Source organism: Kribbella sp. NBC_00889, from assembly GCF_045207705.1.
Lineage (GTDB): Bacteria > Actinomycetota > Actinomycetes > Propionibacteriales > Kribbellaceae > Kribbella.
Window position 1 is genome coordinate 8762920 of record NZ_CP108783.1, and the last position, 25891, is coordinate 8788810.

Consider the following 25891-nt stretch of genomic DNA (forward strand, 5'->3'; position numbering starts at 1 on the left):
GCCGGTTCTTGTTCAAGGCCCCGAGTTGTGGTGGCCGGATCAGTCGGGGGGTGGGGTCAGGCCGACCGTCTTGAGGACGGTGGGCCAGCTTTCCAGGGTTGTCCGGAGCCGGGCGTCCTGGACTGTCGTCAGGGCTTCGGCGTACGCGGACTCCAGGACGTCGGCGACGCGGACCGGCGTACCTAGGGAGGCTGAGCGTACGGCGGCCTCCACCATGGCGACGCTGATGACGTTGGAGTGCACCTCGGACTGCGGGATCGTGGAGCCGCGGACCGCGTCGACGAACTCGACCAGAGATCCGGCGATCTGCTCCGGGTCGTCCACGAGGACGGCGGGCAGCGATTCGCCGGAGGCGAGTTCGGCGACCGGCGGGTTGTCGCCGTCCCAGGTCGCCGTACCGTCGCGGCCGCTCGCCCGCCAGCGACCGTTCCACGACGTCTCCAGACCAGGCGCGCACCAGCTGCCGATGAAGGCGAAGCGAGTTCCGTTGGCAAAGGCAAACACCGCGCTGGCGGACGCGTTGCCGTCGAACCAGCTCCACTCCGGGTTGTACGACTCGCAGTACACCGTCACCGGCTCGGAGCCGATCAGTTTGCGGGCCAGATCGAACTGGTGGATCGCCATGTCGACCAGCAGCGGTTCGGCCATCCGCTCCCGGAAGCCGCTGAAGTGCGGGGCCTTGAAGAACTCGCACGACAGTGAACCGATGGTGCCGAGCTCGGAGATCTGCCGGCCGAACGCGGACCCGGCCCGGAAGTAGCGGCGGGACTGCGAAACCATCAGCAGCTTCCCGCTGACCTCCGACGCCGCGACCATCGCCAGGCATTCGCGGACCGACTCGGCCAGCGGCTTCTCGCACAGCACGGGAAGCCCACGCAGCAAGGCATCCACGCTGACCTTCGGATGCGCGAGCGGCACGGTCACGTCGATGACCGCGTCGGCCCCGTCAGCCAGTTCGCCGATCGAGGTCGCCACCGGTAGGTCGCCGTACCCGTGCTCGTCGGCGGCCGCCCGGGCAACGTCGACGTCCAGGTCGACCAGGCCGATCAGTACGACGTCAGGGTTCTCCGAGATCGTGCGCAGCCAGGCCCGGCCCATGCCGCCGGCGCCGACCTGAAGCAGTCGCAGGGGTTCAGGCATCCGCGGGCTCCTCGATCGGGCCCTTGTAGCCCTGGCCGTTGAAGAAGTCGCCGGTCTCGTAGCGCAGCAGCGTCGGGACCGCCCGCTCCGGCCGGTCGGTCATCGCCCAGGCGACGCCGTTCGCGATGACCTTGCGGACGTCCTTGTGATGGTAGACCGGGAAGTCCTGGTCGCCGGGGGAGAAGTAGAAGATCTTGCCGTGGCCGCGGCGGAACGTGCAGCCGGAGCGGAACACCTCACCGCCGGAGAACGACGAGACGAAGATCAGTTCGTCCGGCACCGGGATGTCGAAGAACTCGCCGTACATCTCCTGCTGCTCGATCTCGATCGGGTGCGGCACGCCCTGCGCGATCGGGTGCGTCGGGTTCACCGTCCAGACCAGTTCGCGGTCCCGCTCGCTGCGCCAGCGCAACGTGCACGAGGTTCCCATCAGCTTGCCGAAGATCTTCGACCAGTGCCCGGAGTGCAGCACGACCAGGCCCATCCCCGACAGCACGTGCTGGTAGACGCGCTCGACCACCTTGTCATCGACCTCGCCGTGGGCCGCGTGACCCCACCAGACCAGTACGTCGGTGTCGGCCAGCACCTCCTCGGTCAGGCCGTGCTCGGGTTCGTCCAGCGTGGTCGTGCCGACCTTGGCGGCGTCGCCGAGGTTCTCCGCGATGCCGGCCGCGATCGTGCTGTGCATGCCGTCGGGGTAGATCTCGGCGACGTGCGGCTCGACCTGCTCGTGCCGGTTCTCGCCCCAGACGAGTACGCGAATCGTCATAGTGTGAAAGTCCTTTGTCCGTAAGGGGTTATTTGACGGCTCCGCCGATGGCGCCGGCGGCGATGTACTTCTGCGCGGCGACCAGCAGCACGATGGCCGGGATCGCCGAGAGCACCGCGGTCGCCATCACCGCGTTCCAGTTCTGCACCTGGGTGCCGAGGTACTGGTAGATCCCGAGCGTCACCGGCCGCACGCCGCCCTTGGTGGTCAGCGTCAGCGCGAAGAGGAAATCACTCCAGGAGAAGAGGAAACTGAACAGTCCCGCGGTGATCAGGGAGTTCTTGCTGATCGGCAGCACGATCGCGACGAACGCCCGGAACAGCCCGGCGCCGTCCACCCGTGCGGCCTCCACCAGCGACGGCGGCAGCGACAGCATGAACGAGCGCAGGATCAGGATCGCGAACGGGATACCGCTGGCGCAGTTCGCCACGATCAGGCCCGGGATCGAGTTCAGCAGCCCGATCCGTTCGTAGGCCGTGTAGAGCGCGTTGGCGATCACGATGCCCGGGATCATCTGCGAGATCAGGATCGCCAGCAGCCCGACCGACACCCAGCGGGACCGGAACTGCGAGAGCGCGTAGGCGCACGGGGTGGCGATGGCCAGGCTGAGTACGACGGTCCCGGTCGCGATGATCAGACTGGTGACGAGGTTGCCGCCTTGCTCGTCGAGAGCGCGTTTGTAGCCGGCGAACGTCGGGTGCAGCGGCAGGAAGCCCGCGGTCAGGGTGTTGCCGGACGGCTGAAGCGAGGCGTTGAGCATCCAGTAGACCGGGAACAGCAGCACAGCAAGGATGAGAACACCGATGACGGTGTACGCCGTACGTCGCATGCTGCTCTCCTTATTCGTCGACGGCGCGGCGGGTGCTGCGCAGGTAGAAGATCGCGAACAGGAACGAGATCGCGATCAGGATGTTGCTCAACGCCGCACCTTCACCGAACTTGAAGTCGATGAACGACCGCTCGTACGACTGCGTTGCGAGCGTCTGGGTCGCGTTCGCGGGTCCGCCGCCGGTGAGGCCGAGGATGATGTCCAGCACCTTGATCGTGTAGACGACGCCGAGCATCAGCAGGACGCTCGCCACCGCCCGCAGATTCGGCCAGGTGATGTAGCGGAACGCGAGCCAGCCGGTCGCGCCGTCCAGTTGGCCGGCCTCGTACAATTCGTCGGGGATCTCGGCCAGGCCGGAGTACAGCAGGGTCACGTTGAACGGGATGCCGATCCAGATGTTCACGCCGATCACAGCGATCAGCGCGACCGACGGCGAGTTCAGCCACGGCACCGGATCGTCGATCAGGTGCAGCCCGGTCAAGGTCCGGTTGAGGATGCCGCTGTCCTGCTCGAGGATCGACCGCCAGGTCGCACTCGACACGATCAGTGGCAGCAACCACGGCAGCAGAAGCAGCGACCGCAGTACGCCGCTGAGCGGGAAGCGCCGGTGGAAGAACAGCGCCAGCGCCAGGCCGATGGCGAACTGGAAGGCGATCGAGCCGATGGTGAACAGCGCGGTGTTCACCATCGCCTGCGAGAACAGGTTGTCGTTCACCACCGTGCTGTAGTTCTTCAGTCCGACCCAGGGGGCGTCCCCGGTGAAGAACGTCCGCAGGCCGTAGTCCTGCAGGCTCATCAGCAGGTTCTTCACCACGGGATAGCCGAACAGCGCGATCATCGCGACCGCGGCCGGCAGGACGAAGAGGATCCTGGTCAGATCCTCACCCCGGTGGCGCCGGCCACGAGGCCTGCGAGCAGGCTTCGGGCCGGCCACCTTGGCGTCGTCCTGCAGCACTGTCGATGCCGCCATCGCGATCAGCCGCCGGACGCCTGCTTGAAGGCGTCCTGGGGTGCGGCCTTACCGGTGAGCGCCAGCTGGATCGCCTGGTAGATCACCTTCGCGGCATCCGGCCACTTGTCGCCCAGCTTGCCGGTCCGCGACCGGGCGGTCTTGACCTGCTCGGTGAAGGCCTTCATCGACGGCACGTCCTTGACGTACTGGTCGAGCAGCGCGACCTTGGTCGGCACCGTGAACCGGGCCTTCGCCCAGGCCAGCTCGTTCTCGTCCGAGTTCAGGCACTTCACGTAGTCGGCGGCCTTCTGCTGCTTGGCCTGATCCTTGTTCAGCGGGACCGTCCAGGCCTCACCACCGAGCGGTGCGACCGGCGTCTGGTCCGGCTTGTTCACCGGGAACTTGACCACGTCCCACTTGATGTTCGGGAACTTCTCCAGCGCCGGGATCTGCCACGGCCCGTTCACCATCATCGCGGCCTTGCCGGCCACGAACTGGTCCTTCGCGTCACCCTGGGTCCAGTTGATCACGCTCTTCGACGCCGACCCCGACTTCACCAGATCCGTCCACAACTGCAGGGCTTCGGTCACCTGCGGGGTGTTCAGGTCGGTCTCGTCGCCGCCGTTGGTCCACATCGCCGGCAGGAACTGCCAGGAGCCTTCGTACGTCGCGTTGGCGTTGAACGCGATCCCGTACCGGCCGGGTTTGGTCAGCTTCGTGGCCGCTGCCTTCAGCTCTTCCCACGTCTTCGGCGGCTGTACGCCGGCCTCCTGCAACATCTGCGTGTTGTAGAACAGCGCGATCGTGTTCGTCACCGGCGCCAGTCCGTAGAGCTTGCCCTGGTACGACGTCGCGTCGACCATGCCCTGGATGACTCCGTCCCCATTCAGACCCATGTCGTTCAAGGGCGCCAGCGCGCCGGTCGCGGCGATCTGCTGTACGTCGGGGTTGTCGAGCATCAGGACGTCGGGCAGCGTCTTGGACGAGGCCTGCTGCAGCACCTTCTGGATCAAGGTGTCACCAGGCACCGTCTCCCGCTGGATGGTGATGCCGAGCTGGCTCGCGCAGGTGTCGAGACCCTTCTGCACCAGCGACTTGTCCGGGTCGTTGTTGTAGTAGTCCAGGATCGTGAGGCTCTTGACGCTGTCCCCGGACGAGGACGACGAGGAGTCCTCGTCGTTGCTGCCGCAGGCGGCCAGCACGAGCGACACGGTCGTCGCACCGGCCAGCACGGCGGCGATCCGCTTGCTGATCATGACATCGGGCTCCTTCGATCAAAGCGTTTAACCACGGGCTGTGGATAATTTCCGATCGCTTGCTCTAAGGGGGAGTAAACCGCTTAACTGAGATGTCACAGGACTATGTTCCTTGGGTCACACTGCTGTCAAGGGTTCAGACGTGGAGGAATTCGATGGTCACCATGCGGGACGTCGCGGACCGTGCGGGCGTGTCGATCGCGACCGTGTCGTTCCTGCTGAACGACACGAAGCCGGTGACCGCGGCGACCCGGGCGCGGGTCGAGCGGGCGATGGCTGAGCTCGGCTACCGCCGTAACGCGGTGGCCCGCGCGCTGGCCAGCCGGCGGACGCACATCATCGCGATGGCCTATCCGGCGCTCGACCACAAGTTCGGTTTCTCCGCCGCCGAGTTCTTCACGAGTGCCGCCGACGCGGCCCGCAAACAGGACTACCACCTGGTCCTCTGGCCGGTCGGCAACGACGGTGGCGAACTGACCGAGCTGGTCGGCCAAGGTCTGGCCGACGGCGTCGTCCTGATGGAGGTCCAGCTGGACGACCCCCGCGTCACCGTTCTGCAGGAAACGGGTACGCCGTTCGCCCTGATCGGGCGGACCAGCTCGCTGGAGGGCCTGGCGCATGTGGACATCGACTTCGACCGGACCGTCGAGGACGCGGTCGGCTACCTGCACGGGCTCGGCCATCGACGGCTGGCACTGATCTCGGGCAACCTGAACGATCCCCTCTTCAGCACCTACGGTCCGTACGTGCGCTCCGAAGCAGCGTTTCGCCGGGTGGCACCGGAGTACGGCCTGGAGACAGTCGTACTGGAATGCGCCGGATCGACCCTCGCCGGTCAGGACGCCATGGGGCGCCTGCTGCGAGACCACCCGGACACCACCGCCGTCCTGATCGTCAACGAGTTCGCCGCGCTCGGCGCGGTCGCCGGCCTGAATCGCCTCGGCTACCAGGTTCCCGACGACATCTCGGTCCTGCCGTTGCTGATGGCACCGGAAATGGCGGCCCTCACGAACCCGGCGCTCACCATCATGCGAACCCCCGGACCGGAGCTCGGCCAGCTGGGCACCGAGGCCCTGATTCGCCAACTGGAAGGCGCCGATCCACTGCCGCCGCAACTGGTCCCGGCGAAGCTCTACCCAGGCGCTACGACGGCCGGGCCTCGCCGGTCCTGAGTGCGGTGGACTGTGCGAGGCGGATGGTTGGTTTCGGGACCTGGTAGGTCGTCGCCTCGCCGCCGTCCATGACCGCAAGGATCGCCTCGCCGACGATGGTGCCGAGGCCATGGACGTCGACGGTGACCACGCTCAAGGGCGGGTGCGCCAACCGGGCGACCGCGGTGTCGTCCCAGGCGATGACGGACAGCTGGTCGGGGACCGCGACGCCCAGCTCCTTCGCCACGGCCAGGCCGCCGATCGCCATCAGGTCGTTGTCGTAGACAACGGCCGTCGGGACCTGGCTGCCGGTGAGCAGTTGCCGGGTCGCGTCGCGGCCGGAGTCCTCGGAGTAGTCCCCCTCGACGACCCGGCCGTGCACGTCTCGCTGTGCACACGTCTCCATGAACGCGGTGTCGCGGGCCTGGCAGTGGAGCATGTCGCGCGGGCCGCTGACCCGGGCGACATCGCGATGGCCGAGATCCGCGAGTGCCCGAACGGCCGCGCGAGCCCCCTCGGCGTTGTCGACCAGCACGTTGGTGATCGGCACCTGCAACTCGGGACCGCCGAGCAGGACCGCGGGCACCTGCAGGCGCTGGAGCTCGGCGAGCCGCGGATCCGCCGTCCGGAGGTCCACCATCACGATGCCGTCGACGTGGTCGTTGGCCACCCACCGGCGCCAGATCTCGATCTCGTCGGCGATGTCGGCGGCGAACTGGATCAGCAGGCTGCAGCGCCGCCCTGCGAAGACCTCCTCGACCCCCTGGGCGACGTCGGCCATGAACGGCTCCATCCCGAGCAGCCGTCTGGGACGCTCCAGCACCAGCCCGGCGATGCGCTCCCTCGGCGTCATGTCCTGCATACACTGCCCTCCAAGGCCACCGTAACCACTATATTCACAGACCTAACTAACTGGCAGAAAGCGGACGTTCCGATGCAGCAGGTCAGCGACTCGTCGCGATCACCGGGCTACGACCCGGCACCGACGAACAGCCGCGCCCTCATTGTGGACAGCATCCGCTCCGCGGGCACGCTCAGCCGGGTCGAACTCACCCAGATCACCGGCCTCACCGCGCCGTCGGTCACCACGCTGGTCCGTCGGCTGATCGACGACGGCCTGGTCGACGAGGCCGGTCGCGGCACGTCGACCGGCGGTAAGCCCCGCACGATGCTCCGGATCCGGGCAACGGCACGGTACGTCGTCGGCGTCCACCTCAGCAACGACAGCCTGACGTACGTGCTGGTCGACTACGCCGGCGGTGTGGTGGCCCGCTGGCGACGGGACGGGCCGGGCGACGAGAGTAATCCGGAGCAGGTCGTGGAGCGGATCGCGCAGGAGACCGGCGAACTGATCGAGCGTGCCGGAGTCGACCTGTCCCTCGTCCTCGGACTCGGCTTCGTCTGTCCCGGGCCGCTGATCCGCAACCGCGGTGTGGCCTCGGCCCCGCCGTCGATGGCGAACTGGGTCGGCTTCCCGATCCACCGCCGCCTCGAGGAACGCCTCGGCCTGCCGGCGCTGCTCGAGAACGACGCGACCGCGGCCGCCGCGGGCACCCGGCTCACCACCAGCCACGACGTGTCGGTGATGGCCGCCCTGTTCATGAGCGAAGGCATCGGTTCGGGCCTGCGGTTGAACGGCAACGTCTACCAGGGAGCGCACGGCAACGCCGGCGAGGTCGGACATGTCTGTGTCCAGATCGGCGGCCCGCAGTGCTGGTGCGGAAGCACCGGCTGCCTCGAGGCGGTCGCCGGTCCCGCCACGGTCGTCGCCAAGGCCCGCGCGGCGGGGCTCGACCTCGGCTCGCACCGGCGTACCGGTGTCGCGGCCTTCGCCGCCATCGCGCGCCTCGCGCTGACCGGCGATTCCCGGGCCGAGGCCATCATCCGGGACTCCGCGTCGTGGCTGGCGCTCGGCGCCCAGGTGATCACCAACATGTACGACGTACAACTCCTGGTGCTGACCGGTCCGGCCTTCGCCGTCGCGGGGACGATCTACCTGCCCATCCTGCAGGAACGGATCATGAGCTCCGCCTTCGGGCGCAGCGTGGCCACCGAGGTCGTCCTGGACGAGCGCGGCCACGACGCAGCCGCGATCGGCGCCGCGTTGATGATGCTCAGGTCCGGCCTCGCCATCTCCGCGTAGGGCGGCCACCCGCGCGGCGCCAGGCCCACACTCGGCCCGTCCTTCCCACGCTCCGCTGCCGAATCGTTACGGATACAACCCCTTGCGCGGAGTTTGTTAGGCCAACTAAGTTACGGCCAGCTTCCCTGGCCGGGTGCCGGGTGACGCGTTCCAAGGACCGCGTTGGTGCGGACCATGGCCCGGAAAGGAATCGATCGATGCTCCGGAATTCGACGAACCGTACGAGGACGCGACGCCTGGTGAGCGCCGCGGCCGTGACCGCCACAGCACTCCTGCTCGGCGCCTGTTCCGGCGCCGCCAACGGCGGCCAGCCGGCCGCCAAGGACGCCTCCATCACCGTCGCGGCCGGTGACATCACGACCAAGAACTTCAATCCGTTCAGCAGCACGGCCCTCCAGTCGACGCTGGGCGTCATCTACGAGCCGCTGTACTGGTACAACTTCGCGAAGCAGTCCGACCCGACGCCGGTCCTCGCCACCGGCTATTCCTGGAACGCGGCCGGAACCGAGCTCACCATCAAGCTCCGCCACGGCGTCAAGTGGAACGACGGCCAGCCGTTCACCGCGAAGGACGTGGCCTTCACCTTCAACCTGGTCGCGAAGACCCCCGCGCTGAACCCGTCGGGCCTCGCCGCCACGGCCAGCGCCACCGCGGACGACACCGCCGTCCTCACCTTCAAGTCGAAGTCCTTGATGCAGGAGCCCGCCGTACTCGCCAACCAGGCGATCGTGCCCGAGCACATCTGGAAGGACATCAAGGACCCGACGACGAACCTGAACGACAATCCGGTCGGCACCGGCCCGTTCAAGCTGAAGTCGTTCACGCCGCAGAGCTACGTGCTGACGAAGAACGACCAGTACTGGGAGGCGGGCAAACCCACCGTCAAGGAGGTCCGCTACATCCCGCTGCAGTCGGCGGACGCCGCCAGTGCGGCACTGGTCGCGGGCAAGGTCGACTGGGCGAGCGCCTACCTGCCCGGGATCGACAACATCATGAAGGCCGGCAAGAACCTGACCTACGTCAACACCCCCGTGATGACGACCGTGATCGTGACCTGCGCCAACTCGGGCCTCGGGTGCACCGGACCGCAGACCGACCCGGCGGTACGCAAGGCGGTCTACCTGGCGATGAACCGCGAACAGCTCGCCAAGCTGGCCGGTGGCGGAGTCGCGGGCATCGGATCGCCGACCCTGCTGCTCCCGGGCCGCGACGACGACTGGATCGCGGACACCGGTTCCGCCAAGCTTCCGCAGAGCGCCGACGCCGACGCGGCGAACAAGCTCCTCGACGCGGCCGGCTGGACCAAGGGCAGTGACGGCGTGCGGGCCAAGGCCGGCAAGCGCCTCTCGCTGACCATCCAGACCGTGACGGGCTGGAGCGACTACATCCTGATCAACGACACCCTCAAGCAGCAGCTGGCCGCGATCGGCATCGAGCTGAAGCCCAGCCAGGTCTCGTGGAACGAGTGGAACGCCGCGCAGACGAACGGCAAGTTCCAGCTGTCGCTGGACTCCGTCGGCCTGGGCGCGTCCACGAACCCGTACTTCACGTACAACAGCAAGCTCGCGACCCCGAACACGGCACCGGTCGGCAAGTCCGCCAGCGCCGGCAACCAGTCCCGGTTCTCCGACCCGGCTGTCGATGCGGCCCTCACGACCGCGGCCGGTACGACGGACAAGGCTGTCCAGAAGGCGGAGTACGGGAAGATCCAGGCCGTCATCGACGACCAGCTGCCCTACATCCCGGTCTACGTGAACTCGATGCTCACCGAGTTCAACACCTCCCGGGCGACCGGCTGGCCGACCAAGGACAACCCCTACGTCCTGCCCGCGGCCTGGAAGGCCTGGGACGCCGGGATCGTCCTCAAGACGATCACCCCCGCCCAGTAACCGCGGGCCGGGCCGACCGTGCGTTACCTGCTGCGAAAGCTCGCCTTCTACGTCGTCGCCCTCTGGGCGGCGCTGACCCTGAACTTCCTGATTCCCCGGCTGATGCCGGGGAACCCGGTCGACCTCATGCTGTCGAAGCTGGCGACCAAGGGCCCGGTCACCCCGACGACCCGGGCAGCGATCGAGGCGCTGCTCGGGACGGATGCGAACGGGTCGTTGTGGGTCCAGTACGGGAAGTACCTGCACCAACTGGTCTCCGGCGATCTCGGCACGTCGGTCGCGTACTTCCCGGCGCCGGTCTCGCAGATCATCGGCCAGACGCTGCCCTGGACCGTCGGCCTGATCGGCATCGCGACAGTGATCTCGTTCCTCGTCGGGATCCTGCTGGGCCGCGCGGCCGGCTGGCGGCGTGGATCCTGGATCGACAACCTGATCCCGGTCACGACGATGCTGCAGTCGGTGCCGTACTTCTGGCTCGCGCTGCTGCTGCTGTTCCTGCTCGGCAGCACCTGGCCGCTCTTCCCGCTCAACGGCGGGTACGACGTGTACTCCGTGACGCCGGGCTGGAACCTGCCGTTCGCCCGGTCGGTCCTGTACCACGGCACACTCCCGGCGCTGACCATCGTCGTGTCGTCGATCGGCGGCTGGATGCTCGGGATGCGCAACATGATGGTGTCGACGCTGTCCGAGGACTTCGTCGTCACCGCCGAGGCGAAGGGACTCACCCCGCGCCGGATCCGCTCCCGCTACGTGGCCCGGAACGCGGTCCTGCCGTCCATCTCGGGGTTCGCGATCTCCCTCGGTTTCGTGGTCGCCGGTTCGATCGTCACCGAGGCGGTCTTCTCCTATCCCGGGATCGGCTCCGCGCTGTTGCTTGCCGTCGGCAACAACGACTACGCGCTGATGCAGGGAGTCTTCCTGATCATCACGCTGGCCGTCCTCGGCGCGAACCTGCTCGTCGACCTCCTGTACGGCGTCATCGATCCCCGCACCCGTGCGCGCTCCTAGCTCTGCACTCAGAGGAATTGAGGTGAACACGATTGGCCATCACCACTGAAGGGGCGGCGCAAGCGGCCACCGCGCAAGGACCGTCGCCGGTCAGGACGGCCCGGCGCCGGCTGCCGCCGATGACCCTGAAGCTGGCCGTCGGTCTGACGATCGCCGGCCTGATCGTCTTGTTCGGAGTCCTCGCCCCACTGCTCGTCGGCGACCCGTCGACCGTGCGAGACATCGGGCTGACCGGTCCGGGCAACGGCTTCGTCCTCGGCACCACGCAGAACGGTCAGGACATTTTCGCCCAGCTCGCCTACGCGACGCGCGGCTCACTGATCATCGGCGCCGTGGTCGGTGCGCTCACGCTCCTGCTGTCGTCGTTCTTCGGCATCGTCGGCGCGTTCGTCGGCGGCTGGACCGACGAGGCGTTCTCGCTGCTCACCAACATCATGCTGGTGATCCCCGGCCTGCCGCTGGTGATCGTGATCTCCAGCTATGTACCGAACAAGTCGATCTGGCTGGTCGCCGCCGTCCTCGCGATCACCAGTTGGGCCGGCTCCGCGCGGGTACTGCGGGGCTTCACTCTCAGCGTGCGCGGTCGCGACTACGTGCTCGCCGTGCGGATCAGCGGCGAGAAGCGCTGGCGGATCCTGCTCGTCGAGATCCTGCCGAACCTGATCCCGCTGCTCGCGTCGCAGGTGGTGTTCGCGGTGATCTTCGCGATCCTTGGGGAGGCAGGCCTGTCGTTCCTGGGTCTCGGCGCGTCCGGGTCTTTCACCTGGGGCACGATGCTGTTCTATGCCCAGAACGGGCTCGCGCTCCGGCTCGGCGCCTGGTGGTGGTTCGCACCTCCGGGACTGGCGATCGCGCTCTTCGGCGCGGCGCTGTCCCTGATCAACTTCTCGATCGACGAGATCATCAATCCGAAGCTGCGCTCCCAGACGCGCGCCGAACGCACCAAGTGGACCATGAGCCGCGAGGTGAAACCATGACGGCTGCGGAGGTTCTCCGGATCGAGAACCTCAGCATCGACTACCTGGCCGAGACGACCGTGCATGCCGTCCGCGAGGTCTCGCTCACCCTGCGACGCGGCGAGATCCTCGGCCTGGCCGGTGAGAGCGGCTGCGGCAAATCGACGCTTGCCTACGGCATCACCCGGCTGCTGAAGCCGCCGGCGACGATCACCTCCGGACGCGTCCTGTTCGCAGCGAACGACGGCGACGACATCGACCTGTCGGCGCTGGCCGGTGAGGAGCTGCGCACTTTCCGCTGGGACAAGATCGCGATGGTGTTCCAGGGCGCGATGAACTCGCTCAACCCGGTACTGCGGATCTCCGAGCAGCTCGAGGACGTGTTCATCACGCACCGGCCCGAGGTGGGCAAGACGGAGCGCCGCCAACGCTGTGCCGGGCTGCTCGAACGCGTCGGCGTCGACCGCAACCGGCTCCGCGCGTATCCGCACGAACTGTCCGGCGGCATGCGGCAACGCGTGATGATCGCGATGGCGCTGGCTCTCGAGCCGGAGGTGCTCATCATGGACGAGCCGACCACCGCGCTGGACGTGGTCGTCCAGCGAGAGATCCTCCAGGAGATCACCGGGCTCCGGTCGGAACTCGGGTTCGCCGTCGTCTTCATCACCCACGACCTGCCGCTGCTCCTCGAGATCAGCGACCGGATCGCGGTCATGCGGGCCGGGCTGATCGTCGAGCTGGACGACGCGCTGACGCTCTACACACGACCCAAGCATCCCTACACCCGGCGTCTGCTGTCGTCGTTCCCCAGCCTGACCGGCGAGCGGGGCGGCTTCGTGCGGGACGGCAGCCTCGGTGACGATGTCGCGCTGGACGAGACCGAGCAGACCGTGGATGCCGCCATGGCAGAAGAGCTGGAGGCCCGATGACCGTGCTGGAGATGCGCGACGTGGTCAAGGAGTACCGGCTGCGCGACGGTCTGCAGATCACCAGGCTTCGCGCCGTCGACAAGGTGAGCTTCGAGCTGAAGCCGGGCCGTACGGTCGCACTGGTCGGGCAGTCCGGGTCGGGCAAGTCGACGATCGCCAAGTTGCTGATGCAGCTCGAGCGGCCGACCTCCGGAGCGATCCTCGTGGACGGCGAACCCATGCGGTACCGCGGATCGCCCGCGGCGGCGTACCGCAAGGCCGTGCAGATGGTGTTCCAGGACCCGTTCTCGTCGTTGAACCCGTACCACACGATCGGCCATCACCTCGCCCGTCCCGTGCGGATCCATCACCCCGACTTCGCCCGTGAACAGGTCGCCGAGCGCGTGCTCGACCTGTTGCGCCGGGTCCGGCTGGATCCGTCCGAGGACTTCGCCCGGCGCAAACCGCACGAGCTGTCCGGCGGCCAGCGCCAACGCGTCGCGATCGCCCGGGCGCTCGCACCCGAGCCTGCGATCCTGGTCGCCGACGAGCCTGTCTCGATGCTCGACGTCTCGATCAGACTCGGCGTTCTCAACCTGCTCGCAACCCTGCAGCGCGAGGAGAACCTCGGGGTCCTCTACATCACCCACGACCTCGCGACCGCGCGGCACTTCAGCGACGAGATCATGGTGCTGTACCGCGGTGAGGTGGTCGAACACGGCCCGGCCGATGACGTGATCCTGAATCCCCAGCACGAGTACACCCAGCTGCTCGCGGACGCGGCGCCCGCCCCGGAACGGCGGCTGGCCGAGCTCAGCCCGGGAGCTACGGTCGCAGGTCCCAGAGGGCGCTGATCAAAGGGCGGTGGAGATCAGCGCGGCGCGCGCACAGCCCGATCGTGAGGGGTTCGAGCGGCGGGTCCGGGGGCCGCTCGACCAGGCGGTCGCGGACCGCCGACGACTCGAACACCAGGCGAGGTACGACGCCTGTGCCGCAACCGAGTGCCACCAGGGCCAGCAGGGCCTCGTGACCGTCCGGCTCAGCCGCGATGACCGGTTTCACCCCGGTCTTGCGGAACCAGCGGTACGCCGCATCCCGCACGAGTCCGCGCGCCGGCACCACGAACGGTCCGTCCGGCGTACCGTCGCGGCTGGTGACCAGGACCAGGTCGGTGACGGCAACGGTGCGCATCACCATGGACTGCGGCAACCGCCTCGGGATGCCCGCCACGGCAACGTCCACCTCGCCCTCGTCGCGCCTCGCCAGCGCGGCGGCCGCGTCGCCGGTCCGGACATCGAGCCGGATCTGGGGATGCGCTGCGCGCAAAGGAGCGAGCAGGTCGGGCAGTAGGGCCTGGCAGGCGGTGACCGTGGCGAAGATCCGCAGGTCGCCGGTGAGATCCGCGGCCTCACCTGCGCCCGCGCGATAGTCGTCCCACAGCGCCAGGGCCTGTTCGGCGTACGCCGTGAACCGGCGACCGTCAGCGGTCAGTACGACGCCACGGGGTCCACGGTCGAGAAGGCGGGCACCGGCTCGCGTCTCCAGTCGCTGGATCGTCCGGGTCAGCGTCGCGGCGCTGACGTGGCACTCGAGGCTGGTGCGCCCGTAGTTCAGCGTGCGGGCGAGATGCAGGAACAGCTCCAGCTCGCGATGCTCCATGTTTCATCTCCTGCAACGGCCCGGTGCAGATGTTGCGCTTGCTGCAACGCCTCTGATCGACCTTAACTGAAGGTCATGAGCACCCTCACCTCGTCGGTCTTCCGGACCGAGACCATGACGGTTCCGGGCGGGACGGAAACGATCGTCCGTGGCGGCCGTGACCTGTTCCCCTTGCTGCCGCAGGCCCTGCACGGCGTACGGCGGATCGGGGTCCTGGGCTGGGGGCCGCAAGGCAGCGCCCAGGCCCAGAACCTGCGGGACTCGCTGGCCGGGACCGAGGTGGTCGTGTCCGTCGGGCTGCGGCCGGGTTCGCGATCGGCGGACGATGCCCGTGCGCACGGCTTCACCGAGGAGAACGGCACGCTCGGGGACTGGCTGGCGGTCGCCGCGGACTCGGACCTGGTGATCCTGCTCATCGCCGACGCAGCACTGGCTGCCGAGCACGAGAGGATCTTCGCGGTGCTCAAGCCCGGTGCCACGATCGGGCTCTCGCACGGCTTCCTGCTGGGTCATCTGCGGTCGATCGGCAGTGACTTCCCCGCGGGTCATCCGGTGATCGCCGTGTGCCCGAAGGGAATGGGCGACTCGGTACGCCGCCTGTACCAGCAGGGCGCGACGGTCAACGGCGCCGGCATCAACGCGAGCATCGCCGTCCATGCGGACCCGGACGGTCACGCGACGGACCGTGCGTTGGCCTGGTCGATCGGCCTGGGATCGCCGTACACGTTCGCCACCACGCTGGCCGACGAGTACCGGTCCGACATCGTCGGCGAGCGTGCCATCCTGCTCGGCGCGGTCCATGGTCTGGTGGAGGCGCTCTATCGCCACTTCGTCATCGCGGGCGCCGATCCGGTGACGGCGTACGAGCGATCCACCGAGTCGATCACCGGCCCGATCGCCCGCACGATCTCGGACTCGGGCCTGGCGGCGGTACGGGCCGCCACGGGTGACGAGGACTTGTTCGACCGTGCCTACTCCGTCGCCTACCGGCCGGCTCGCGACCTGGTCGCCGAGATCTACGACGAAGTTGCCGAGGGCACCGAACTTCGCAGCGTGATCCTGGCCGAGCAGCGCATCGCCGCCCGCCCGATGTCCCCGATCGCCGGGAGCCCGATGTGGTCGCACAGTACGGCGGTGCACGCCCGCCGTACGTCGGTGCGGACCGGGATCGACCCGCTCACCGCCGGACTGTTCGTGGCCACGATGGTCGCGCAACTCGACGAGTTCGCGGCCCGCGGCCACGCCTGGTCCGAGATCGTGAACGAATCCGTCATCGAGGCGGTCGACTCGCTGCTGCCCTACATGCACGCCCGCGACGTCGCCTACATGGTCGACAACTGCTCACGGACCGCACGGCTCGGCACCCGTCGCTGGGGTCCGCGCTTCCAGGCGGCGTACGAGCAGATCGCCCTGCCGCGCGTCCACGAGCCGGCCGACCAGGCTCTGGTCGAGCAGTTCCTCGGCAACCCCGCCCACGAGGCCCTCGCCGCGGCCGCCAAGCTCCGTCCCTCGGTGGACATCTCCGTCTGACCGGTGGATGGCGTGCATATGGACAGGTAGTGCACCCCCAATACGCCGTACACGCCGCATCGCCAAGCGCGGGTGCACTACCCCCTCACCCAGTACTACCTGTTCATTTGTACGTAGGAGCAGCGTCAGTTTTGTAGTCAAGTCTTGACCCACCGTGGGCATGTGGGTAACTTTCGCGTCGCGGGGGAACGCCTGTAATTCAATTACTTGTGGGGGTTTTCGCCTTGCACCTGACCCGACGTCAGACCCTCGGACTCGCGGCGGCAGCAGTCGCCGGTACGACGGTTGCCGGAACAACCACCGCCCAAGCAGGTACCGACCGATGGGTCCGCGAGACCCTGCGCCGGATGACGCTGGAACAGAAGGTCGGCCAGCTGTTCGTCTGCTACGCCTACGGGCCGACGGCCGACACGGCCGATGCCCGCAACACGAGCCTGTACGGCGTCGCGACGCCGGCCGAAGTGGTGCGCAAGTTCCACCTCGGCGGGGTGATCTACTTCGCCTGGACCGACTCGGTGAAGGACCCGCAGCAGATCGCCCGGCTGTCCAACGGGCTACAGGGCGCTGCGCTGGGCGACACCGGCGTACCGCTGCAGATCAGCACCGACCAGGAGCACGGCGTCGTGTTCCGGGTCGGACCACCGGCGACCCAGTTCCCGGGCGCGATGGCGCTCGGCGCGACCCGGTCGGCGGAGTACGCGCGGCAGGCAGCCGGAATCGGCGGCCGGGAGCTGAAGGCGGTCGGGATCAGCACCGACTTCGCCCCGGTCGCGGACGTCAACGTCAACCCGCTGAACCCCGTGATCGGCGTCCGGTCCTTCTCATCTGATCCTGCGGTGGTCGCCGCCCTGACCGCCGAGCAGGTGAAGGGGTACCAGCGGGATGGGCGGATCGTGTCCACCGCCAAGCACTTCCCCGGCCACGGTGACACCGCGACCGACAGCCACACCGGCATCCCGGTGATCAGCCACACGCTGGAGGAGTGGACGCGGATCGACCGGCCGCCGTTCGAGGCGGCGATCCGGGCCGGGATCGAATCGATCATGACCGCGCACATCGTCGTACCGGCCCTCGACCCGGCCGAGGACCCGGCGACGCTGAGCAAGCCGATCCTGACCGGGATCCTGCGTGAGCAGCTCCGGTTCGACGGGGTCGTGATCACCGACTCGCTGGGCATGAAGGGCGTGCGGGACAAGTACGGCGACGCCGAGATCCCGCTCCGGGCGATCGAGGCCGGTGTCGACCAGTTGCTGATGCCGGTCGACCCGGGGCTCGCGTACAACTCGGTGCTGGACGCGGTGCGTGGCGGGCGGATCAGCGAGGCCCGGATCGACCAGAGCGTCGAGCGGATCCTGAAGCTGAAGCTCCAGACCGGCGTCGTCGACCAGCCGTACGTCGACCTCGCCCGCGTCGCGAAGGTGGTTGGCACTCCGGCGAACTACGCCGCCGCCCAGCGGATCGCGGATCGCAGTACGACCCTGCTGAAGAACGACGCCGGCCTGCTGCCGTTGTCTCCCGCGCCGCGGAAGATCCTGGTCGCCGGCTACAGCCCGGCGGCGCTCGGGACCGCACTGCAGGGCCGCGGAGCGACGGCGGTCGTGAAGGACACGGGAGCGACGCCGACCGACGCCAAGATCGACGATGCCGTCGCCGCATCGGCGGAGGCGGACCTCACCGTCGTACTCACGATGAAGGCCTGGGACACCGAGGTCACTGACAAGCAGGCCAAGCAGCAGAAGCTGGTCAACGCCCTGCTCGCCACCGGCCGGCCGGTGATCCTGGCCGCCGTTCGCGATCCGTACGACGTCGCCTACTTCCCGTCCGCGTCGACCACGCTAGCGACCTACGGCTACGCGGCGGTCTCGATGGAGGCGCTGGCCAAGGTGCTGTACGGCGAGCTGGCGCCGACAGGCAAGCTGCCGGTGGCGATCCCGGCGCAGCCCGATCCGTCCGTGACGCTGTACCCGTTCGGTCACGGGCTCGGCCTCGACCCGCGGCAGACCCGGCTGACTGTTGCCTCGTACAACATTCATGCCGGGGCCGGCGAGGACAACGTGTTCGATCTCGACCGGACCGCCCAGGCCCTGAAGGCGCTGAACGCCGACGTGATCGGGCTGCAGGAAGTCGACGTTCACTGGGACGCGCGCAGCCAGTGGCGCGACACCATCGCCGAGTTGGCCGCCACGCTCGGGATGTACGCCGGGTTCGCGCCGATCTACGACCTCGACCCGCCCACGCCCGGTCAGCCGCGTCGCCAGTACGGCGTCGGCGTGCTGTCCCGGTTCCCGCTGGTGCGGACCGAGAACCACCCGATCACCAGGCTGTCGACCCAGGACCCGAACCCGGTGCCGGCCCCGGCGCCCGGATTCCTCGAGGCCGAGATCGACGTCCGTGGCCGCCGGGTGCACGTCTACTGCACGCACCTGGACTACCGGGCGGATCCGTCGGTCCGGGAGGCCCAGGTCCGCGACACGATGAAGATCCTGGCCGGCGACCGCCGCAAGGATCTGCAGATCCTCACCGGTGACTTCAACGCCGAGGCGACCGCTCCGGAGCTGGCGGGACTGTGGACCCGGCTCACCGACAGCTGGACCGCCACCGGCACGACCTCCGGCGGTCCGAACACCTATCCTGCGGTCGATCCGGTCAAGCGGATCGACTTCGTCACCGTCGGCACGGGACTGCACGTCCTGCGGGTCGCGGTGCCTCCTGAGCAAGCGGCCAGCGACCATCGCCCCGTGGTAGCCGACCTGTCGTTCCGTCCCTGACGCCCTGCCCGAAGGAGAGATCTGATGAAGCGACGCAGTTTGCTGGCGGGCGCTGGTGCACTCGCCGCCGCCCCGCTGATCGACGTACCCGCCGCTCACGCCGGCGGTTCGGCCGGGGGCAAGGCGGTGATGACCGGCGCTGAGGTGCTGGCCAAGGACGACTGGCGGGCGCTGGCCGGTCAGAAGGTCGGGGTGATCAGCAACCCGACCGGCATCCTGCCCGACTTCAACCACATCGTCGACACCATGCACGCCTCCGGGAAGGTCAACATCGTCGCGGTCTTCGGCCCGGAGCACGGCTTCCGCGGGTCTGCACAAGCCGGCGGATCCGAGGGCGACCACGTCGATCCCCGCACCGGGATCATGGTGTACGACGCGTACGGCGCGACCGTGGACAAGCTGGTCGATCTCTACACCAAGTCGGGCGTCGAGACGGTCGTCTTCGACATCCAGGACGTCGGCGCGCGGTTCTACACCTACATCTGGACCATGTACTCGGCGATGCAGGCGGCCATCACCACGGGCTCGCGGTTCGTCGTCCTGGACCGGCCGAACCCGGTCGGCGGGTACGCCCGCGGCCCGATGATGAAGCCCGGGTTCACCTCTGGGGTCGGCAAGGAGGAGATCATCCAGCAGCACGGCATGACGGTCGGCGAGCTCGCCCGGCTCTTCAACGCCGAGTACCTGCCGCTCGACGCAGGAGGCGCACGGCTCAAGGAGCTCAAGGTCATCCCGGTGCAGAACTGGAAACGCGACCAGTTGTACGACGACACCGGGCTGCCCTGGGTGATGCCGAGCCCGAACATGCCCACGCCGGACACCGCGCTGGTGTATCCGGGCCTGTGCCTGTTCGAGGCGACCAACATGTCCGAGGGACGCGGTACGACCCGGCCGTTCGAGCTGATCGGCGCGCCGTACGTCGACTACAAGTGGGCGCAGGCGCTGCAGCAGAAGACCATCCCGGGCGTGGAGTTCCGGGAGGCGTACTTCACCCCGACGATCAGCAAGAACGCGAACCTGCTCTGCGGCGGCGTCCAGGTGCAGATCACCGATCCGTCCCGGGTCGAGGCGATCACCGCGGCGACGCACATGATCGTCGAGGCCCGCAAGCTCTACCCGGAGTTCACCTGGCGGGCCGAGAACCCGCCCGGCCGGTGGATCGACCTGCTCACCGGGTCGGACCGGTTCCGCACCATGCTGATGGCCGATGCGACCGCGGAGCAGATCGTCGCGGCGTGGAAGTCCGAGACCGACGCATGGACCGCGCGCCGCGCCAAGTACCTGCTCTACAAGGGAGCCCACCGGTGAGACGAGTCGCGGCGCTCACGATAGCCTCTGCGGTGATGCTGACGATGGCAAGCCCCGCAGTTGCCGACGGCAACAGATCTGGCCGGTTCGACCAGCCGTACGACGGCTACGCACCGAAGGGAACGCTGTTGCGTGACTCGACCCCGGCGAAGGCCGGACTGGACCCGGCACCGATCGACGCGGCGCTCGCCCAGGTCGACGGCTGGACCCGCCCGAACGGTACGGCGAAACCCCTGTACGCCGGCGCGGTCACGCTGCTCGGCCACGACGGGAAGGTCGTGACCCGGACCGCCACCGGGATGGCGCTGAAGTACGCCGACGGCAATGGCACCGAACTGCCGGCCGACCAGCAGATCCCGATGCGCACCGACACGATCTTCGACATGGCCTCGGTGTCCAAGCTGTTCACCTCGATCGTGGTGATGCAGTTGGTCGAGAAGGGCAAGGTCGACCTCGACACCCCGATCGCGACGTACGTGCCGGAGTTCGCCGCGAACGGGAAGGAAGCCATCACGGTCCGGCAGGCGCTCACGCACACCACCGGGTTCCCGGCCTGGCTGCCGCTGTGGAGCACCGGCAAGACGCCGGAGGAACGGCTCCAGCTGGCGCTCACCGCGAAGCTGCAGAACCCGCCCGGCAGCACCTACCTCTACAGCGATCTGAACCTGATCACGCTCGGCGAGGTGGCGCACCGGGTGACCGGCAAGACGCTGGACAAGCTGGTTGCCGACGGCATCACCAAGCCGCTGCAGATGCGCGACACCGGCTACAACCCGGACCCGAAGAAGAAGCCGCGCATCGCCGCGACGGAGTATCAGACCGCGCCGCCGCGGGGCATGGTGTGGGGTGAGGTGCACGACGAGAACGCCTGGTCGCTGGACGGCGTGGCCGGTCACGCCGGCGTCTTCAGCACCGCCGACGACCTCGCCGTTCTGGCCCAGACCTTTCTGAACGGCGGCAGTTACCGTGGTGCCCGGATCCTGAGGGAATCCTCGGTGACCGCGATGATCACCAACTTCAACCAGGCCTTCCCGGGCAACGACCACGGCCTCGGCTTCGAGCTGAACCAGCGCTGGTACATGGGCGGCCTGTCAGGGCCGCGGACGGCCGGCCACACCGGCTACACCGGGACGTCGATCGTGATCGACTTCGACTCGCGCTCGTTCGCCATCCTGCTGACCAACCGGGTCCACCCGAGCCGCAACTGGGGCAGCAACAACCCGGCTCGCCGGGCTGTCGTGCAAGGGCTTGCCCTGGCCCTCGGCGTCGGTCCGCAGCACGGCAAGGACGCCTGGTTCTCCGGTACGACGGACAACGCGACGACCACCCTGGCCACGCAGGTCGCCGTACCGGCCGGGGGAGCGAAGCTGGCGTTCGACCTGTTCGTCGACACCGAGGACACGGATCTGCTGTACCTGGAGACGTCCACGGACGGGACCACCTGGACGAAGCTGCCGTTCACCGTGCGGGACCGCGGAACCGTGATCGACACCGACGGGTCGATCAGCGGCTCCGGCGACCGGCACTGGCACCAGGTGTCGGCCGAACTCGGCGAGGGTGCGCAGACGATCCGCTGGCGGTACGCCTCCGATCCGCTGTACCAGGGCCGCGGTGTGTACGTCGACGGTGTGAAGATCACGCACGGACACGATGTTCTTCTCGACGGAGAGCGAACGCCTGAATCATTTGTCGCCTCAGGTTGGAGACTTTCGCGTCGGTGACCCCACTTCGTGCATAGGCGCCGTACCGTGGCTGTCATGAATTCAACGACCTCTCCAGAACCCACGGGGCCGCTGCTGGTCCGGGTCCGCGCGGTGATGCCCGCGCTGGCCCCGGCCGAGCAGCGGGTCGCGAACGCGGTCCTCGCGGACCCGGGCGGAGTGGCCGCGATGACGATCTCCGAACTGGCCGAGGTGGCATCCACCTCGGAGACCACGGTCATCCGGTTCTGCAAGCAGATCGGCGTCCCGGGCTATCCGCAGCTCCGCCTGCAGTTGGCGGCCCAGTCGGCGCAGGAGAGTGCGCGACCCGAGGTCGGCGGCGACATCGAGCCCGGCGACTCGCTGGCCGACGTTGTCAACAAGGTTGCGTTCGCCGACGAGCGGGCGGTCCGTGAGACCGCCCAGCAGGTCGACGTGGACGCCTTGGCCAAGGTTGTGACCGCGGTCGTGAACGCGCCTCGCGTCGACCTGTACGGCTTCGGTGCGAGCGCGTTCGTGGCGCTCGACCTGCAGCAGAAGCTGCACCGGATCCGGCGGGTCGCGTTCGCCTGGTCCGATGTCCACGTCGCGCTGCCCAGCGCCGCCCTGCTCGGGGACGGCGACGTGGCGATCGGCATCTCCCACACCGGTACGACGGTCGAGGTCGTCGAGGCGCTCGAGGAGGCGGCCAAGCACGGCGCCACCACGGTCGCGGTGACGAACTTCCCCCGCTCGCCGCTGGCCAAGACGGCGGATCTGGTGCTGACCACGGCCGCCCGGGAGACGACGTACCGGTCCGGGGCCATGTCCAGCCGGATCGCGCAACTGACCGTGATCGACTGCCTGTTCATCGGGGTCGCGCAGCAGGTGCTGCCGGACGCGCGCAAGGCGCTGGAGGAGACGGCCACCTCGGTCCGTGGTCACCGGCTCAAGGGCTCCGAGTGACGTCAACAGTTTTCTGTCAAGGATGAACGGAATTGAAAATCCTTCAGTAGGAAACTAACATCGGATCTGTGACCTCACCGACAGAGCAGCGCAACCCGAGGACGCTCGCCATCGATGCGGTGGGGACGTCCGAGATCCTGCAGTTGGTGAACAACGAGGATGCGCGGGTCGCGGGCGCCGTCGGACTGGTCATCCCCGAGCTGACCAAGGCCGTGGATGCCGCCGTCGAGGCGGTCCGTGGCGGTGGTCGGGTGCACTACTTCGGCGCCGGGACGTCGGGACGCCTCGCCGTACTGGACGCCGCCGAGTTGCTGCCTACCTTCCATACGCCCGAGGACCTGGTGGTCGCGCACCACGCCGGCGGGATGGACGCGCTGTTCCGCGCGGTTGAGAACGTCGAGGACTCCGAGGATGGCGGTGCCGCGGACGCGGCCACTGTGACCGGCCAGGATATCGTCATCGGCCTCGCTGCCTCCGGGAGTACGCCGTACGTCGCTGGGGCCCTCAAGGCGGCCCGGACGGCCGGTGCGACCACCGTGCTGGTGACGTCGAACCCGAACGCCCCGCTGGCGCCGCTGGCCGACATCGTGATCGCCGCGGACACCGGGCCTGAGGTCATCGCAGGATCGACGCGACTCAAGGCCGGCACGGCGCAGAAGCTGATCCTCAACTCTTTCTCCACCACGCTGATGATCAAGCTCGGCCGGACCTGGTCGAACCTGATGGTCGACCTGGTCGCCACCAACAAGAAGCTCCGCGGCCGGATGCTGCGCATCCTCGCCGAGGCAACCGGCGCCGACGAACAGGCGTGCGAAGCCGCACTGGCCGCGGCCGAAGGCGAACTGAAGCCGGCCCTCGTCCACCTACTCACCGGCGCCACCATCCCGGCGGCCCGGGCCGCGCTCGAGGATGCCCACGGCCGAGTAGCCGACGCCCTGGCCACCCTCGGCGCCCCGCCCCAGCGCACCGCCTCCGCCTGAGCACAGCCGCACTGCCACTCAGGCAGGGGAGCGGAGGCGGAGGAGTTCGGATCGGGCGTGGGTTACACCGGGAGTTTCGGCACCGTGGGCCCGGGCCAGCTCGCGGGACAGGTCGGAGGCGGCTTCCAGCAGGTGCCGGGCCTTCCTGCGGCTGTGGAGGTGTTTGCGGTAGGCCTTGCGATCTCTTCTCAGGCCGCTGACCGCGTCCAGCAGAGCCGGGTCGACGGCGCCGGTCGCGAGTTCGGGGGCGAGCAGGGCGCGGGTCCAGACGCGTTCCTGCCGGGCGGCGTGCCGCAGGACGTAGAACAGCGCCGTCAGTTCGATGGCGGCGATCACGAACGGCAAGCCGGCCGCGGCGACACCGCCGCCGCTGAGACCGGCCATGTCGTCCCAGGCGAAGTGGAACAGCATGGCCATCAGCATGGTGAGTACGCCTCTGACCACGTTGCGCTCGCCGCGGGTCCTGCCGAGGACCCACATCAGGCCGGCGCAGAAGATCGCACTGAACAGGGCGTGTGACACGATGCCGGCCGCGCCCCGAACCAGGAACACCTGCAATGACGAGCCGAGCTGGTCCACGCCGTACAACTGCGTCGCGCCGTTGTAGACGTAGAGCACGTCCTCGAACACCTGGAAGCCGAGACCGATGTACGCGCCGATGATGAACCCGTCGTACGCGCTGCGGACCAGGCGTGGCGCGAGGCCGATGAGCAGCACCAGCCCGAGTGCCTTGCCCCACTCCTCGTTGATCGGCGCGGTGAGTCCGGCGCCCCAGTCCGCGCCGAAGGAGCTGCCGCCGGCCTTCGCCCAGATCTCCAGCAACGCCTGGTTGGCCGGCAGTGCGATCCAGAACGTCGCGGCGACGCCACCCCAGACGAAGCCGGTCGCCAGCAGCCCGGCAGGCTGAGCGGTGAACCGGTTGTGATGGCGCAGGAGTAGCAGCCACGGCACGAGGTACAGCGCGAAGAGGAGGACGCCGCCGGCCAGGGCCGGCGAGTAGAACGAGGCGCGCGGCCCGAAGTACCGAAGCATCGTCAGGGCGCCGCCGCCGACGCCCAGGACGTAGACCCAGAACGCCAGGTTGTGCGGTTGCAGGAACCGAAACGGTTGCCCCCAGCCCGATTCCTCGATCGCGCTGAGCTGAGCGGCCTTGCCTTCAGGCACTGCGGTGTCGGTCATCGGGCCGGCCCCGGGGTGATGCTGCGCAGCAGGGCTGCCACCTCGTCCTGGTACTGCTCGAACTGACCGGGCGCGGTGCGGACGCGGACGAGCAGCGCAGGCGCAGCCTCCACCGCCTCGGGCGTGCCGGTGGCCATCTTGAAGGCAGCATCGATGCCGTCACCGCCGGTGGAGGTTCGGCTCTCCACGACTCCGACCAGGCCGCCTCCGGTCGTCAGCGTTCCGCGCCGCCCACTCACGCCCGGGGCGTCGCTGTCCGACCGATCCACCTGATCCAGGAACGCTGTCGCGGTGCCGTCGTACGACGTACCGGTCAGCTCGATCGTGGCGCCTCCGCTGGCCAGCTTCACCTGCAGGCTCGTCGCGCTCCCGCCAGTCAGGCTCCCGCTCTCGAGTTGCCAGTCGACCGGTGGCACCGCGGTCGCACCGTCGCCGAGCTCGAGCACCTGACCGGCCTTGATCTGGTTGTGCCACGGAATCGCCGCGTTGAGCGCCGGCAAGCCGTAGATCAGCACCAGCGCTATGGCGAGGCTGGTCAGCCCGGCCGGGAAGGTCCGCCGGTCGAGTCCGAACCACCGGTGCTCGACCGGAACCCAGTCCCTTGGCGTCTCCTGCGTACCTGCTGTCATCGGCCCCTCCGCACGCCAGCTTCAACGCCATCACTGTAGCGGCGTCAGCTCGGCGCACCTGCGTGCCACAATCTCTGCGGAATAGTCCGGTGCGGTCTGCCGGACTGTTTCTTTGTGCGTGGGGTAAACCCTCACTGTGCCTGAGTCTGCACAGATTCCTAACCTCTCGATGCATTGTTTCCGGTGTCTTTT

The 25891-nt window shown here is 68.3% G+C and carries 22 protein-coding genes; 13 read left to right on the plus strand and 9 right to left on the minus strand.

Features of this window, described 5'->3' with window-relative positions:
• Positions 1–39: 39 nt before the first annotated feature.
• Genes OG817_RS43300 through OG817_RS43320 form a run of 5 tightly spaced genes read right to left on the minus strand, consistent with a single transcriptional unit; the run spans position 40 to position 4946 of the window.
• Positions 40–1140 carry a Gfo/Idh/MocA family protein gene (locus OG817_RS43300; RefSeq protein ID WP_406050853.1) on the minus strand — a complete coding sequence of 367 codons (1101 nt, stop codon included), beginning with the start codon at positions 1138–1140 and terminating at the stop codon, positions 40–42.
• Positions 1133–1909: a ThuA domain-containing protein gene (locus OG817_RS43305; RefSeq protein ID WP_360446619.1), complete on the minus strand. Its 777-nt coding sequence runs from the start codon at positions 1907–1909 to the stop codon at positions 1133–1135. The genes OG817_RS43300 and OG817_RS43305 overlap by 8 nt, the downstream gene beginning before the upstream one ends.
• A 28-nt stretch (positions 1910–1937) precedes the next feature.
• Positions 1938–2738, minus strand: a complete 801-nt coding sequence (locus tag OG817_RS43310) for a carbohydrate ABC transporter permease (RefSeq protein WP_406050854.1) — start codon at positions 2736–2738, stop codon at positions 1938–1940.
• A 10-nt stretch (positions 2739–2748) separates the two neighbouring features.
• On the minus strand, positions 2749–3708 hold the full coding sequence (locus OG817_RS43315) for a carbohydrate ABC transporter permease (RefSeq protein ID WP_406050855.1): 960 nt from the start codon (positions 3706–3708) through the stop codon (positions 2749–2751).
• 5 nt (positions 3709–3713) lie between these two features.
• Complete coding sequence (locus tag OG817_RS43320) at positions 3714–4946, minus strand: extracellular solute-binding protein (RefSeq protein ID WP_406050856.1); 1233 nt, start codon at positions 4944–4946, stop codon at positions 3714–3716.
• A 155-nt stretch (positions 4947–5101) separates the two neighbouring features.
• Here OG817_RS43320 and OG817_RS43325 point away from each other — a divergent pair, with 155 nt between their 5' ends.
• Positions 5102–6118: a LacI family DNA-binding transcriptional regulator gene (locus OG817_RS43325; protein ID WP_406050857.1), complete on the plus strand. Its 1017-nt coding sequence runs from the start codon at positions 5102–5104 to the stop codon at positions 6116–6118.
• On the opposite strand, the gene OG817_RS43330 is transcribed toward OG817_RS43325, so the two are convergent.
• Positions 6090–6950 carry a LacI family DNA-binding transcriptional regulator gene (locus tag OG817_RS43330; RefSeq protein ID WP_406050858.1) on the minus strand — a complete coding sequence of 287 codons (861 nt, stop codon included), beginning with the start codon at positions 6948–6950 and terminating at the stop codon, positions 6090–6092. The two genes, OG817_RS43325 and OG817_RS43330, sit on opposite strands and share 29 nt — an antisense overlap.
• Before the next feature lie 81 nt (positions 6951–7031).
• On the opposite strand from OG817_RS43330, the gene OG817_RS43335 reads away from it, so the two are divergent.
• The 6 genes from OG817_RS43335 to OG817_RS43360 all read left to right on the plus strand — a co-directional run bounded on the left by OG817_RS43335 (position 7032) and on the right by OG817_RS43360 (position 13855).
• A complete protein-coding gene (locus OG817_RS43335) occupies positions 7032–8240 on the plus strand; it encodes an ROK family protein (protein ID WP_406050859.1) in 1209 nt (402 codons plus the stop codon).
• A 239-nt stretch (positions 8241–8479) separates the two neighbouring features.
• Complete coding sequence (locus tag OG817_RS43340; RefSeq protein ID WP_406050860.1) at positions 8480–10129, plus strand: ABC transporter substrate-binding protein; 1650 nt, start codon at positions 8480–8482, stop codon at positions 10127–10129.
• 18 nt (positions 10130–10147) lie between these two features.
• Positions 10148–11137, plus strand: coding sequence for an ABC transporter permease (locus OG817_RS43345; protein ID WP_396392299.1), 990 nt, complete (start codon positions 10148–10150; stop codon positions 11135–11137).
• A 32-nt stretch (positions 11138–11169) separates the two neighbouring features.
• Complete coding sequence (locus tag OG817_RS43350) at positions 11170–12114, plus strand: ABC transporter permease (protein WP_396392298.1); 945 nt, start codon at positions 11170–11172, stop codon at positions 12112–12114.
• Positions 12111–13022, plus strand: a complete 912-nt coding sequence (locus OG817_RS43355) for an ABC transporter ATP-binding protein (RefSeq protein WP_406050861.1) — start codon at positions 12111–12113, stop codon at positions 13020–13022. The genes OG817_RS43350 and OG817_RS43355 overlap by 4 nt, the downstream gene beginning before the upstream one ends.
• The gene (locus OG817_RS43360; protein ID WP_406050863.1) at positions 13019–13855 is read left to right on the plus strand and encodes an ABC transporter ATP-binding protein; all 837 of its coding nucleotides are present in this window, start codon (positions 13019–13021) and stop codon (positions 13853–13855) included. Before OG817_RS43355 ends, OG817_RS43360 begins: the two co-directional genes overlap by 4 nt.
• Here OG817_RS43360 and ilvY read toward each other — a convergent pair.
• The gene (ilvY, locus tag OG817_RS43365) at positions 13827–14660 is read right to left on the minus strand and encodes an HTH-type transcriptional activator IlvY (protein ID WP_406050865.1); all 834 of its coding nucleotides are present in this window, start codon (positions 14658–14660) and stop codon (positions 13827–13829) included. The genes OG817_RS43360 and ilvY overlap by 29 nt on opposite strands.
• Positions 14661–14735: 75 nt before the next feature.
• On the opposite strand from ilvY, the gene OG817_RS43370 reads away from it, so the two are divergent.
• From OG817_RS43370 to murQ, 6 genes are all read left to right on the plus strand, one after another.
• Positions 14736–16190: a ketol-acid reductoisomerase gene (locus OG817_RS43370; RefSeq protein WP_406050867.1), complete on the plus strand. Its 1455-nt coding sequence runs from the start codon at positions 14736–14738 to the stop codon at positions 16188–16190.
• A 224-nt stretch (positions 16191–16414) separates the two neighbouring features.
• Positions 16415–18958: a glycoside hydrolase family 3 N-terminal domain-containing protein gene (locus OG817_RS43375; protein WP_406050869.1), complete on the plus strand. Its 2544-nt coding sequence runs from the start codon at positions 16415–16417 to the stop codon at positions 18956–18958.
• Positions 18959–18982: 24 nt separating this feature from the next.
• The gene (locus tag OG817_RS43380; protein WP_406050870.1) at positions 18983–20266 is read left to right on the plus strand and encodes an exo-beta-N-acetylmuramidase NamZ domain-containing protein; all 1284 of its coding nucleotides are present in this window, start codon (positions 18983–18985) and stop codon (positions 20264–20266) included.
• 35 nt (positions 20267–20301) lie between these two features.
• Positions 20302–21987, plus strand: coding sequence for a serine hydrolase (locus OG817_RS43385; RefSeq protein WP_406050871.1), 1686 nt, complete (start codon positions 20302–20304; stop codon positions 21985–21987).
• A gap of 36 nt (positions 21988–22023) precedes the next feature.
• On the plus strand, positions 22024–22911 hold the full coding sequence (locus OG817_RS43390; RefSeq protein WP_406050873.1) for a MurR/RpiR family transcriptional regulator: 888 nt from the start codon (positions 22024–22026) through the stop codon (positions 22909–22911).
• 68 nt (positions 22912–22979) lie between these two features.
• Entirely contained in the window at positions 22980–23891 is a 912-nt protein-coding gene (gene murQ / locus OG817_RS43395; protein ID WP_406050875.1) for an N-acetylmuramic acid 6-phosphate etherase, read from the plus strand.
• 18 nt (positions 23892–23909) lie between these two features.
• Here the strand turns inward: murQ and OG817_RS43400 are convergent, their stop codons facing one another.
• Together OG817_RS43400 and OG817_RS43405 are read right to left on the minus strand one after the other, a co-directional pair.
• The gene (locus tag OG817_RS43400) at positions 23910–25070 is read right to left on the minus strand and encodes a PrsW family intramembrane metalloprotease (RefSeq protein WP_406050877.1); all 1161 of its coding nucleotides are present in this window, start codon (positions 25068–25070) and stop codon (positions 23910–23912) included.
• Positions 25067–25699: a hypothetical protein gene (locus tag OG817_RS43405; RefSeq protein ID WP_406050879.1), complete on the minus strand. Its 633-nt coding sequence runs from the start codon at positions 25697–25699 to the stop codon at positions 25067–25069. Before OG817_RS43405 ends, OG817_RS43400 begins: the two co-directional genes overlap by 4 nt.
• Positions 25700–25891 lie beyond the last annotated feature (192 nt).